At 68.4% G+C, this 12,006-nt stretch carries 9 protein-coding genes and 1 pseudogene; 7 read left to right on the top strand and 3 right to left on the bottom strand.

Annotated features, from left to right (window positions below):
* Positions 1 to 85: 85 nt before the first annotated feature.
* Positions 86 to 496 carry a response regulator gene (locus MTDSW087_RS00330; protein WP_144759468.1) on the bottom strand — a complete coding sequence of 137 codons (411 nt, stop codon included), beginning with the start codon at positions 494 to 496 and terminating at the stop codon, positions 86 to 88.
* 143 nt (positions 497 to 639) lie between these two features.
* Positions 640 to 816 (bottom strand): annotated as a pseudogene (locus MTDSW087_RS00325) (IS5/IS1182 family transposase); the annotation flags it as partial.
* A gap of 235 nt (positions 817 to 1,051) precedes the next feature.
* Between MTDSW087_RS00325 and MTDSW087_RS00320 the strand changes: the two are divergent.
* The 4 genes from MTDSW087_RS00320 to MTDSW087_RS00305 all read left to right on the top strand — a co-directional run bounded on the left by MTDSW087_RS00320 (position 1,052) and on the right by MTDSW087_RS00305 (position 5,477).
* Positions 1,052 to 1,954 carry a hypothetical protein gene (locus tag MTDSW087_RS00320; RefSeq protein WP_144758560.1) on the top strand — a complete coding sequence of 301 codons (903 nt, stop codon included), beginning with the start codon at positions 1,052 to 1,054 and terminating at the stop codon, positions 1,952 to 1,954.
* A 59-nt stretch (positions 1,955 to 2,013) separates the two neighbouring features.
* Complete coding sequence (locus MTDSW087_RS00315) at positions 2,014 to 2,253, top strand: hypothetical protein (protein ID WP_373322007.1); 240 nt, start codon at positions 2,014 to 2,016, stop codon at positions 2,251 to 2,253.
* A 1,234-nt stretch (positions 2,254 to 3,487) separates the two neighbouring features.
* On the top strand, positions 3,488 to 4,462 hold the full coding sequence (locus tag MTDSW087_RS00310; RefSeq protein ID WP_144758557.1) for a MotA/TolQ/ExbB proton channel family protein: 975 nt from the start codon (positions 3,488 to 3,490) through the stop codon (positions 4,460 to 4,462).
* A 1-nt stretch (position 4,463) separates the two neighbouring features.
* Entirely contained in the window at positions 4,464 to 5,477 is a 1,014-nt protein-coding gene (locus MTDSW087_RS00305) for a peptidoglycan -binding protein (protein ID WP_144758554.1), read from the top strand.
* Positions 5,478 to 5,582: 105 nt separating this feature from the next.
* Here the strand turns inward: MTDSW087_RS00305 and MTDSW087_RS00300 are convergent, their stop codons facing one another.
* The gene (locus MTDSW087_RS00300; RefSeq protein WP_144758551.1) at positions 5,583 to 6,809 is read right to left on the bottom strand and encodes a TetR/AcrR family transcriptional regulator; all 1,227 of its coding nucleotides are present in this window, start codon (positions 6,807 to 6,809) and stop codon (positions 5,583 to 5,585) included.
* A 487-nt stretch (positions 6,810 to 7,296) separates the two neighbouring features.
* Here MTDSW087_RS00300 and MTDSW087_RS00295 point away from each other — a divergent pair, with 487 nt between their 5' ends.
* The 3 genes from MTDSW087_RS00295 (at position 7,297) to MTDSW087_RS00285 (ending at position 11,749) form a co-directional block, all read left to right on the top strand.
* On the top strand, positions 7,297 to 8,505 hold the full coding sequence (locus MTDSW087_RS00295; RefSeq protein WP_144758548.1) for a polyhydroxyalkanoate depolymerase: 1,209 nt from the start codon (positions 7,297 to 7,299) through the stop codon (positions 8,503 to 8,505).
* Positions 8,506 to 8,929: 424 nt separating this feature from the next.
* Complete coding sequence (locus tag MTDSW087_RS00290; RefSeq protein WP_306421707.1) at positions 8,930 to 11,524, top strand: TIGR02302 family protein; 2,595 nt, start codon at positions 8,930 to 8,932, stop codon at positions 11,522 to 11,524.
* A 39-nt stretch (positions 11,525 to 11,563) separates the two neighbouring features.
* On the top strand, positions 11,564 to 11,749 hold the full coding sequence (locus MTDSW087_RS00285; RefSeq protein WP_144758542.1) for a twin transmembrane helix small protein: 186 nt from the start codon (positions 11,564 to 11,566) through the stop codon (positions 11,747 to 11,749).
* Positions 11,750 to 12,006: the final 257 nt, after the last annotated feature.

Here is a 12,006-nt window from a genome sequence, read left to right as displayed (position 1 = left end):
TGCAGCCGTGCCCCGCCGCGACGCGATCGGGCGCGGCTCCAGCCGTCGTGCGGTCCTCGTATTGCGCGGTCCGCGTCGCCGCGGGCTAGTCGCGCAGCGGCTCCGGTTTGCGACCGTCGGGGAGGATCTCCTTGAGATGGTCGTGCACCATGCTCGCGGTGAAGGGTTTGCCGATGAAGCGCGCACGCTCCGGCATGTCTCCGGGCTCCGGGTGGGCCAGCCCGGAGGCGACCACGATGGCGATGTGCGGCCATTGCCTGGCCGTCTCTCGGGCAACCGCGAAGCCGTTGCGCGAGCCCGGCATCTGCACGTCCGTGAACAGCAACACGATCAGTGCATGCCGCTCGGCGAGCAGCACCATGGCCTCGTCGCCGTCGCTGGCCTCGAAGGTCCGGAAACCGGCCTCCTGCAGGATGTCCATGGCATCCATGCGGATGAAGCCATCGTCGTCGTCGACAAGGGCGTAGGGCGCCGACTGGTCTGCTGAATCGCTCATCCGCAAGTAAGTCGCGATCCAGGCAAAAGGTCCTCGTCCTCTCCGTTCGGCTGGGGATCCGATTGCCGTCTGCAGTGCCACCGCAGGATCAGAATGCCCAGCGCTCCTCAACGTGCCCAGGTAGCGCTAGGGTTTGGGCTCGATCAGCACCAGAAGGCGATGACGGCGGCGAGGGCAACGGCTGAGGCGTCGTTGCGCGCCAGCTTGTCGTGGCGGGTGGCGATGCGGCGGAAGTCCTTGAGGCGGTTGCGGGTGGCCGCGATGCGCCACCGCTCGCGGCAGCGATGTTTGTCGTGGCGGATCCTCCGCTTGCGGCCGCGCTATTTGTTCGTGGCCGTTCGCTGTTGTGGTTTGTTGTGATCGTGGTGCGTTGTTCTGCGGTGGCTTTCGATCATGCAAGGCCATCACAAGAGCTTCGAGCGCTCAAAATTGAACGGCCATCCGCGAGGCACGCATCTCTCATATCGTCGTGGCAGGAGCTGCACTGTCGTGCTACGTACTGTTCAGTTGCGATGTTCAGAACTTGCGTCCGTGTCGACCAACGGAGTGGTGCTGATGACGGTCCGACTCTCTCGCAATCGCCTGGTCTCCGCCCAGTTCAGGGACGATGATAAATTACAAAAATGCCTAACAACGCCGTCGGCCCATGTCATGCCGGGCACTCGTGGTGATCACGTAAGCCTCATTCAGGGCGCTCTCGTGAAGCTCGGTGCGGGAGTGATCAGTGCCTCCGAAATATCAAGCAAACTTTACGGCCCATCGACCGCCAACGCAATCCTGAGATACAAAGGGCCGCCTCGAAACATTATCAATACGAGCTATCAGAGGGCTCCAGACAACATAGTCGGACAAATGACAATCGATCGGCTTGATGCCGACATGGTGGAGTTCGAGAAAATTCCGGATAATCCCTATGTCTGGATGACAATAGAAGGTCCGCCCGAGCATAATCATACCGCGTGCTTTCCCCTGGAGTCAGGCGGACATCGAGGCACTCCAATCAATCCGCTGCCGTTCGGGCTCAAAATAAATATCTATGGCGATCACGAAACTGATTATCTTAATTTTATCGATGTTGCACCCAACCCGGAATTTGCGAATAGAAAATTTGGCGGTCCACGACTTCTGACAAAAGAACTTGGCCCACGAACCGTAGGAAATATCGCTGTTCGGAGCAGTCCTATCTTTGAAAATCATATCCACAGCAACCCAAACGAAGTCGAGGAAATTCTGCGCGTTGCTATGCCTGGGTGCAGGATAACGTATACTGGAACTGAAGAAAATATAAGAACATTTGGTCCGACTGTCTTAAAATTTGGACCGCTAATATCAACTATCGAAATTCCGGATCTTACCGAAATCGAGCCTGGACGGTTTGAATACACGCCGTTGACAGCGTACGTTATAACAATCCTCGATCCGGATATCGCAAGACGGCGGTTTCTGCTGCCGAATTAACCATCCGAACGACGTCTTTGGCCTATCTGAGGCCAGATGCAGAGAGAGGAGTCGCGAGGATGGCGGCCGCGTCGTCGACGTGCAATACGGCAGCTATGTCGACCGATGTCCCGCACCCCTACACGATCACCATCGAGCCGCTGAAGAAGCCCGAGGGCCAGTTCGGCTGGGCTCTGCGCAAGCACGGCAAACTGACGGAGCGGTCCGATCGGCCGTTCCTGACCGAGGCCAAGGCGTTCGAGAACGCCATGAGGGCGATCGAACTCGACTCGAAGCCCGGCGGCTTTGGTCGGCGGTAGGCGCTATGCCCTAGCGGCGCCGTAGAAGGCGAAGGCCGCGAAGGTTAGTGCCGCGAGGCCGAAGCCCAGAAACTCTCCACCCATGACGGCCTCCAGAGAAACTTGACCATTCTTTAATGGCCAAGCTGGGCAGTGGTTCCAATTCAGGACGACGCTGAGCCATCGCTACCTCGATCCGGCCCGGCCATGGCTCGGCAGCGCTCTGCGTCCCGTTCACCAGATCCTACCCGTACTGCCGCGATGGCCTCGGCGCTCGGCCTCAGTCATGGCTGCCGAGGCTTTGATTGCTCCCGCGCCTTGATCGCGTTGCGGAATGAGGCTGTGCCGGACTGAGAACGGAGGCCACTCTCAGTTGGAGCGCTCTCCGCCGAAGTGGATACCGGTTCGGCGCAAGAGAGCGCGTCAAAACAAGAGCTTAGAGCCGTTCCCGATTGCACCGAGATTGGGAACGGCTCTAGAATACCGGACTTTCGTCAGAGCCTTTCGTGTCGTCAATCTTGGCCGAAAGCGCCTACATCAGTGCCGTCGTGATCAAGGCGGGATAGAACCGTGAGTCGCGATGCAACCTTCGACATTTTTTGGGCGCCGCGCGCAGACTCAATTCTGTTGCGCTGTTCCGCAGAACGATCCTATTCATGAGTTCATATTCGGAAGAACTTCGGTCTTTGCATGCACACCAAGAAATAACGACTTCTCTACAGGTGGATTTGATCCCGGCTCAGCCGACGAGTCTGCTAGAACGCTTGGCTACTACCGCTTCCAAAGCTCAGGCTCCGAGGGAGCGAAGCCGCGGCGTCGGGTCGGCCGGCGGGTGACACAGCCGGCGTCGCTAGAGCGCATGCAATCCGGTCGGGACGCCGACCTCTCCATAGTCAGGAGTGTTTGCTCGCCGAGGATCAGCGCCGACCCGACCGCCCCACGGACCTGAGACCGCGCGGCGCCTGAGCGAAGGCGACATCCGCCATCCCGAAGGGATCACCCGGACGTCGGTCTGATAGCCGCTCCCCACCCTTTGCTGTCCCTCACACGGCGATGCTGATCGGCTCCGAACCCATAGCGGTGCGCGCTCCCACGACCACGGCCGTGGGACTCCCCCGCCATCCCGCCGCGCGTAGAGCGCGCGACTTGATCGGGGCCGAGCCTGCCGCCACAGTGCCGCCGGAACCGCCGCGGCAGGCCCTTCTCGGGTCTGTCCGTCCCGCGGAACGCCACGCCAGTCAGTGAGTCGCGACCGATGGCCGCCCCGCCCGCGTCCCCGCCCCGCACGAGACCGGTGGGCAAGCCCGGCATCTTCCTCGTCCGGATGCTGGTGTTCCTCGTCCTGGTCGGGTTCCTGGCCTTCCTCCTGTTCAAGCAGATCACGCCGGCCTTCCTGGCCAATCCCGGCCTCAACGGCCTGATCCTCGGCGTGCTGCTCATCGCCGTGCTGATCGCCTTCGGGCAGGTGATCCGGCTGTACCGCGAGGTGGCTTATGTGAACGCGGCCGCCACCGGCGAGGCGGCCAAGGGCGCGCCGAGCCTGCTGCGACCGCTCGCCCCGGCGATCGAGGCGCGGGCGGCGGGGGCGACCCTGCCCGGCACCCGCGCCTTCCTCGACACGGTGGCCGCGCGGCTCGACGAGGGCCGCGACATCCTGCGCTACATCGCCGGCATCCTCATCCTGCTCGGCCTGCTCGGCACCTTCTGGGGCCTGATCGACACGCTCTCGGCGGTGGGCTCGGTGATCCGGTCCATGCGTGGCGGCGGCGACGCGGCGGTGATGTTCGACGAATTGAAGAGCGGGCTCGCCGTGCCGCTCTCCGGCATCGGCCTCGCCTTCTCGGCCTCGCTTTTCGGCCTCGCCAGCTCCCTCGTGGTCGGCTTCCTCGACCTTCAGGCCGGCCAGGCCCATGCCCGCTTTCACAACGAGCTGGAGGATTGGCTGGTCTCCGGCAAGGAATCCGGCGTGCCCGGCCCGGTCGCTGCGGGGTCGCCCGCCTCCGCCCGGGAATTGCAGGAGGCGGTGGACCGCCTCACCGCGGTGATCGCGGACGGCGCGAACGGGCGCGCCGCCACCCAGGCGATGGCCAACCTCGCGGAGGGCATCCAGGGCCTCGTCCAGCACATGCGGGCCGAGCAGCAGATGATCCGCGACTGGGTCGAGGCGCAGGCGAGCCGCGAGCGCGAGCTGAAACAGGCGCTGGACCGGCTCGGCCGGGAGCGGGTCTGAGATGGCCTCGCGGGCGGCCCGGCGCGAGCGCGGGCTCAACGTCTGGCCGGGCTATGTCGACGCCCTGGCGACGCTTCTGCTCGCCGTCGTCTTCCTGATGACGGTCTTCGTGGTCGGCCAGTTCTTCCTGTCGCAGGAACTGTCGGGGCGCGACACGGTGCTGGCGCGGCTGAACCGCCAGATCGCCGACCTCACCGACCTCCTCGCCCTGGAGCGCTCGAACCGCCGCACGGAGTCGGCGACCATCGATTCCCTGCGCTCCTCGCTCACCGCCATCGAGACCGAGCGCGACCGGATCCGGGCCGAGGCCGCGGGCAGCGCCGCCCAGCAGGGCCAGGCGAGCGAGCTCGACCGCCAGCTCCAGGCCGAGCGCGGCGCCACCAAGCGGGCGCTGAGCCAGGTCGACCTCCTCAACGAGCAGATCGCCGCCATGCGGCGACAGCTCGCCGCCCTGGAGGACGCGCTCTCGGCCTCGGAGCAGCGCGACCGCGAATCGCAGGCGCGCATCGCCGATCTCGGCAGCCGCCTGAACGTTGCGCTCGCCCAGAAGGTGCAGGAACTCGCCCGCTACCGCTCGGACTTCTTCGGGCGCCTGCGCCAGATCCTGGGCTCGCGCTCCGACATCCGCGTCGTCGGCGACCGCTTCGTGCTGCAATCCGAGGTGCTGTTCCCGGGCGGCTCGGCCGCGCTGAAGCCCGAGGCCGGGCCGGAGCTCGACCGCATCGCCGCCGCCGTCAACGAGCTCGCCAAGCAGATCCCCTCGGACCTGCCCTGGGTGCTGCGCGTGGACGGGCATACCGATGCGCGCCCGATCGCGAGCGCGCAATTCCCCTCGAACTGGGCGCTCTCGGCGGCGCGCGCCATCGCGGTGGTGCAGTATCTGGTCGGCAAGGGCATCCCGCCCCAGCACCTCCTCGCCGGCGCCTTCGGCGAGTTCCAGCCCCTCGACGCGGGCACGAGCGAGGACGCCTATGCCCGCAACCGCCGCATCGAGATGAAGCTGACGGAGCGGTAGCCTGGAACATCTTCCGTGATCACTGGATCACGGAAGATGCTCTATCTGATTGATGATAAAGCACTTTCTTTCGCAGAACCGGCAACCAGTCCTGCGGAAAATGCTCTAGGCCTCTGAGAAGATTCCGAGGAAGAGCGGCCGGGCGAGAAGCTCCGCCGCGCGCCCGGTCTCGACGCCCGGGCACCAGCGGTCGAGGTCGGAGGCCGAGTCGATCATGCTGCTCACCACCTGGGCGGCGATCGAGGAATCGACCGGCCGGATCGAGCCGTCCGCGACGCCGTCGCCGATCGGGAAGGCGAGGCGCTCCCACAGGCGGCCGAGGGTCGAGGGCACCTCGGCGCGCAGGGCATCCGGCAGCGCGCCGAGGGCGGCGCAGCGGAGCAGCGGGCCGGTCTCGGAGAACTGGTGGCGCACCAGCGCGCGGGCGCAGCCGGTGAGCCGCGCCCAGCCGCTGCCGCCGCGAGCCTCCGCCGCGTCCTGCTCCCGGCGCAGGATGTCGAAGGTGCGCGCGAAGCAGCTCGCGACGAGGTCGTCCTTGTTGTCGTTGTGGTGGTAGAACGAGCCCTTGGTGACGCTGAGCCGGGCCGAGATCTTCTCCACCGAGGCGCCGCGATAGCCCTCCTCGTTGATGAGGGCGGTCGCCGCCCGCAGGAACGGCTCGGTCGGCCCGGTGCGGATCTCGGCGAGCGGCGGCTCGGCCTCGGCCCAGCGGCTTCCGGGCCCGGCGAGGCCGCGCACCAGCAGGTCGGCGACGCGCGTGCCGACGCGGCCGAAATCCTGCGGCTCGTAGCGGTCGATCCAGGCCCGCGCCGTGTGGATGATCGAGAGCACGAGATGGGCGCGGGCGCTGCGCCCCGCCCGGTCGAGCCCCGGCACCGCCTCCTCCGGCACGAACAGCCCGCGGGCGCGGCGGAACAGGTCGTTGTAGGCGGTGAACACCGCCTCGCTCTGCGGGCTCGGCAGGGCGCGCAGGTCGGTGAGCCGGACCTGGGGCCGGTGCCCGCTCGTGCCGATGGCGGCGAGGTCGGCGAAATAGGCGTCGAGGAAGGCGCGGAGCCGCGCCTGCGGGTCGGCCAGGGGCTCGACCCGGTCGAGCAGGCCCTGGTGCCATTGCAGCGTGCGCAGGTAGCAGGCCGCCGCGAGGTCCTCCTTGCGGCGGTAATAATAGGGGATGCTGTTCGTCACGAGTCCGACGCTGCCGGCCACGTCGTTCAGCGAGGTGCCGCGGATGCCGCGCGCGTTGAAATGGCCCACGGCGGCATCGAGGATCGCCTCCCGCTTGGCGGCGTAGCGCTTCGTCTGCTGCGGGGCGGTGGCGGCGCCGTCGATCATCGGCGCGGATTGAGCATGCGCCCCCGCCCCGAGGCAAGCGCGCGCGCGGCATGGCGCCGGCCATGAAGGGAAATGTCCCCAGACGCGAGCTGGCGGCGCGATTTCAACCCGGGATTGAATTCGATTCGCCCGGCCCGCCAAGCCGCGAAATCCTGTGGCCAAGCCGATTTCGAATCCACGGTATCGTTGCGCGCGATCCACACCGGGATCGGGACCGAGAAATTTCTCGAAGCCGGGCCGCATGATGGGAGGTCGATCCCCCCGTCCCGCCTCGTCTTCCGGAGGTTCCGTGCCATCGCACACCCCCCAAAAGTCCGGTGCGCGAAAGCCACAATCAACGGTGTTTCTAATTTTTTGCAGTTGCGGTGCGGAGTCGTCGAACTAACCTGCCCCGACCATGTTGATGCAGCCGACAGCGGCGTTCGCGCCGTCCCCAGCAACTCTGTCCGCCGGTCCGGCGCGACGGCCTCACGCGACGGACCGTCCCATGATGTACGACGCGTTCCAGGCCCAGGCCGACCTTGCGGATCACACCCGCGCCTGGGGCCGGCTGATCAACGATGCGGTCGCGCCCTGGACGGCGCTCGGCGAGCCGCTGACCTGGATGTCGGCCGGCGCCCGCATGATGATGCGCGCCGGGCTGACCTTCGCCCGCCCGAGCTTCAATATCGGCCTCGTCACGGTCGGCAACCGCGAGGTGCCGGTCACCGAGGAGCCGGTCTTCGCCACGCCCTTCGGCACGCTGCTGCGCTTCCGCAAGGACATCGACACGCCGCAGCCGAAGCTGCTGGTGGTGGCCCCGCTCTCGGGCCATTTCGCCACGCTGCTGCGCGGCACCGTGCGCGCCCTGCTGCCGGACCACGACGTCTACGTCACCGACTGGCACAATGCCCGCGACGTGCCGCTCGCGGCCGGCCGCTTCGGCTTCGACGACTATGTCGACCATCTCGTCCAGTTCATGGGCGTGATCGGGGAGGGGGCGCACATGCTGGCGGTCTGCCAGCCGGCGGTGCAGGCGCTCGCCGCCTCCGCCCTGATGGCGCAGACCAAGGACCCGGCCGCGCCGCGCAGCCTCACGCTGATGGCGGGGCCGGTGGATTGCCGCGTCAACCCGACGGGGGTCAACGAGCTCGCCACCTCGAAGCCGATCGCGTGGTTCGAGCGCAACCTCCTCGCCACCGTGCCCCGGCGGCACAAGGGCGCGGGGCGCCGGGTCTATCCCGGCTTCGTGCAGGTCTCGGCCTTCATGTCGATGAACATGAAGCGCCACATGCAGGGCCACGCGGACCTGTTCTGGCACATGGCCCACGGCGAGACCGAGAAGGCCGCCGTGATCGAGAACTTCTACGACGAGTATTTCGCCGTCCTCGACCTCGCGGCGGAATTCTACATCGAGACCGTGAAGACCGTGTTCCAGGACTACACGCTCGCCAAGAACGAGCTCACCCATCGCGGCGAGCCGATCGACACGCGGGCGATCCGGCGCACGGCCCTGATGACCGTCGAGGGCGAGCGCGACGACATCTGCTCGGTCGGCCAGACCATGGCGGCGCACGACCTCTGCACGGGTCTCGCCCCGCACATGAAGAGCCACCACCTGCAGGCCGGCGTCGGCCATTACGGCGTGTTCTCGGGCAAGCGCTGGGAGACGCAGATCTACCCGCAGGTGCGCAACTTCATCGCCTCGCACGCGTGAGTTGGTCGGGCGGAGAGGCCTGCCTTACGCCCACATCAAGATCGTAAAGAGAGGGCGCGTTTCCCCTCCCCCTTGCGGGGAGGGGTTCGGGGTGGGGGTGGCTCAGGATAAGGCGTAGCGGTGCCTCCTGCTCCACCCCCACCTCCGGCTCCTCCCCGCAAGGGGGAGGAGAGGCCCATCGCGGACCGACGCGATTACTCCGAAAAATTCTCATCCCTCACCCCAGCCCTCTCCCGCTCGGGAGAGGGAGCCCGTCGTGCTTCCGCCCTGAGCGGATTTGACCCGCTGGCCCGTGCCGGCCACCATGCTAGCCTGACGGGCCGCCTTCTTCGGCGGCACAGGCCTAGCGCCATTCGGTTCGGAGCGGGACGACGACGGCGTGGACAGCGAACCCTCCCATTCCGCCCGAACGGCGGGATCCGCGGTGACGGCGCGGCTCGACCGGCTGGTGGCGCAGGCGCGCGCGGCCGGGCTGTGGGAGCGGGCCTGGCCGCTGCTCTGGCGCGGAATCGGGCTGGTCCTGCTCTTCGCGGCGGCCTCCTGGCTCGGCCTCTGGCTGGAGGTCGGCCCGGAATGGCGCATGGCGGGCGTCGCCGCCTTCGCCCTCGCCCTCGTCGCCGTGCTGCTGCCGCTTCTGCGCCTCGCCCGGCCGGACCGGCGCGAGGCCCTGGCCCGCCTCGACCGCGACGCCGCCGCGCGCGACCCCGCCCTGCGGCACGGGCCGGCCTCGGCGGCGGAGGACCAGCTCGCCGTCGGCTTGGCGGATCCCGCCACCCGCGCCCTCTGGGCCCTGCACCAGCGCCGGGCCGCCGAGGCGGTCGCCCGCCTGCGCGTCGGCCTGCCGCGCCCGGCGATGCCGCGGCACGATCCCTTCGCCCTGCGCGCGGCCCTCGTCGTCACCGCCGTGGCGAGCCTGTTCGTCGCCGGCACCGAGTGGCGCGAGCGGATCGGCAGCGCCTTCGACTGGCGGCACCCGCCGGCCCCCGGCCCGAACTACCGCATCGACGGCTGGATCGATCCGCCGCTCTACACCCGCGCGCCGCCGCTCCTCGTCACCCTGTCCGAGCCGGAGCAGCGCCTGCGCGCGCCGGTGAATTCGCGCCTCGTCGTGCGCATCGCGGGCGAGAACAGCGGCGCCGCGCAGACGGCGCTGACGCCCAATGCCGGCTTGCGGGCGGAGCCCGGCAAGGAGGGCCGCCCGGACCTGCGCGAGGAGCGCTTCCAGATCGTCGGCCCGCGCGCGGACCTCACCGTGGCGACGCCCGCCGGCACGCGGCGCCTCACCGTCGAGACCATCCCCGACCTGCCGCCCGAGATCCGCAGCGTCGGCCTGCCGGAGACGAACGGGCGCGGCACCTTCAACCTGACCTACCGCGCCCGCGACGATTACGGCCTCGCCTCGGCCGAGGGCCTCGTCGAGCCGCTGAAGCCGGCGCGCAGCCTCGTCCCGCCGCCGCGGATCAGCCTCGCCTTGCCGCCCGACGCGAGCGGCGAGAGCGATGCCAAGACGCTGGTCGACCTCACCGACAATCCCTGGTCGGGGGCGAAGGTGCGCTTCAGCCTCATCGTGAAGGACGAGGCCGGCCAGGAGGCCCGCTCCGTGCCGGTGGAGATGGTGCTGCCGGCGCGCCCGTTCCGCGATCCGCTCGCCCGCTCGCTCGCGGAGGAGCGCCGCCGCCTGATGACGGCGCCGGACGACAGCCGCCGCCGCGTGCAGACCGCCCTCGACGCCCTGCTGATCGCGCCCGAGACCTTCACGCCGCAGCCGAGCGTCTTCCTCGGGCTGAAGACGGCGGGCCGCCGCCTGCGCCGCGCCGAGACGGATGCCGACCTCACCGAGGTGGCCGAGCTCCTTTGGGAGATGGCCCTCAAGATCGAGGACGGCGATCTCTCCGACGCCGAGAAGCAGCTTCGCCAGGCGCAGGATCGCCTCAAGGAGGCGATCGAGCGCAACGCGCCCGACGACGAGATCAAGCGCCTGACGCAGGACCTCAAGCAGGCGCTCGACAAGTTCCTGAAGGAGATGGCCGAGCGCCAGGGCCGCGAGCCGCGCCAGCAGCAACAGCAGAGCGAGCGCAACGGCCAGTCGAAGAGCGTGACCCCGGAGGATCTCGACAAGATGCTCCAGGACATGGCCGAGGCGATGAAGCGCGGCGACACGGCCGAGGCCCAGCGCCTGATGGATCAGCTCCGCAACATCCTGGAGAACCTCCAGACGGCGGAGCAGGGCGGCAAGTCCGATCCCACCGCCCGCGAGATGCGCAAGCAGATGCAGGAGCTCGACCAGATGTCGCGCGAGCAGCAGGGCCTGCGCGACGAGACCTTCAAGGAGGGCCAGGACCGGCGCAACGCCGAGCAGGGCCAGCGCGGCCAGCGCCCCTCGAACCGCGGGCAGAAGGGGGCCGAGCAGGGCCAGCAGCCCGGGCAGCAGGGGAGCCAGGGCCAACAGGGCGGCCGGGGCCAGCAGGGCCGCGAGGGGCAGCGCGGCCAGCAGCAGCAGGGGCAGGGGCAGGGGCAGGGCGGCGTCGGCGAGCGCCAGCAGGCCCTGCGCCAGCGCCTGGAGGACCTTCAGCGGCGCATGAAGGAGAACGGCATGAAGGGCGAGGAGGGCCTCGCCGATGCCGAGGAGGCCATGCGCGAGGCCGAGGGCGCCCTGCGCCAGGGCCGCGAGGGCGACGCCGTGGACGCGCAGGGCCGCGCCCTCGACGGGCTGAAGCGCGGTGCCGAGGGCATGCAGCAGCAGATGCAGCAGATGGCCGAGGGCGAGGGCCAGGGCGAGCAGCCCGAGGGCCAGCAGCCCGGCCAGCAGGGCCAGGCGGGCGCCCGCGACGACGACCCGCTCGGCCGCCCCACCCGCGGGCGGGACATGTCGGACGGGCGCGTGAAGGTGCCGGGCGCCGACGAATCGGCGGTGCAGCGGGCACGGCGGATCATGGAGGAGCTGCGGCGCAAGCTCGGCGACCCGACCCGTCCGCGCGAGGAGCTGGACTATTTCGAGCGGCTCCTGCGCCGCAACTGACACGAGCCTCGGCTCAGGACCCCACAGAACGCACCCCAGATGTCCGGAAACTCCCTCGTCCTCGTCGCCTGCCTCGCCGTCGCGGTGGTCCTGCTGCTCGGCCTCGTCAACATGCTGCGGGGCGGCAGCGCGAACCTCTCGCAGAAGCTGATGCGCCTGCGCGTGCTGCTGCAGTTCGTCGCCATCCTGATCATCATGGGCGTGGTCTGGTGGCGCACCGCTTAGGAGCGCTCTCCGCCGAAGTGGATGCCGGTTCGGCGAAAGAGAGCGCGTCAAAACAATGACTTGAAGCCGATCCCGATTGCAAAGCGATCGGGATCGGCTCTAGGGGCGATTCGAGCGCGTTTGCAGGGATCGGGCTTCCCCTCGCCTTGGGGGGAGAGGGCAGGGGTTGGGGGTGGTGCAGAAGGCACCGTGACGCTCCATCCTGAGCCACCCTCCGGCTCCTCCCCGCAAGGGGGAGGAGAAGCCCGGCGCTAACC

Source organism: Methylobacterium dankookense, from assembly GCF_902141855.1.
Taxonomy (GTDB): Bacteria; Pseudomonadota; Alphaproteobacteria; order Rhizobiales; family Beijerinckiaceae; genus Methylobacterium; species Methylobacterium dankookense.
This window is presented reverse-complemented; position numbering and strand designations above follow the sequence as displayed.

Excerpts from the sequence above, each read along its gene's own strand:
- MTDSW087_RS00330 (WP_144759468.1), bottom strand. The coding sequence starts at position 496 with ATGAGCGATTCAGCAGACCAGTCGGCGCCCTACGCCCTTGTCGACGAC.
- MTDSW087_RS00320 (WP_144758560.1), top strand. The coding sequence starts at position 1,052 with ATGACGGTCCGACTCTCTCGCAATCGCCTGGTCTCCGCCCAGTTCAGG.
- MTDSW087_RS00315 (WP_373322007.1), top strand. The coding sequence starts at position 2,014 with ATGGCGGCCGCGTCGTCGACGTGCAATACGGCAGCTATGTCGACCGAT.
- MTDSW087_RS00310 (WP_144758557.1), top strand. The coding sequence starts at position 3,488 with ATGGCCGCCCCGCCCGCGTCCCCGCCCCGCACGAGACCGGTGGGCAAG.
- MTDSW087_RS00305 (WP_144758554.1), top strand. The coding sequence starts at position 4,464 with ATGGCCTCGCGGGCGGCCCGGCGCGAGCGCGGGCTCAACGTCTGGCCG.
- MTDSW087_RS00300 (WP_144758551.1), bottom strand. The coding sequence starts at position 6,809 with ATGATCGACGGCGCCGCCACCGCCCCGCAGCAGACGAAGCGCTACGCC.
- MTDSW087_RS00295 (WP_144758548.1), top strand. The coding sequence starts at position 7,297 with ATGATGTACGACGCGTTCCAGGCCCAGGCCGACCTTGCGGATCACACC.
- MTDSW087_RS00285 (WP_144758542.1), top strand. The coding sequence starts at position 11,564 with ATGTCCGGAAACTCCCTCGTCCTCGTCGCCTGCCTCGCCGTCGCGGTG.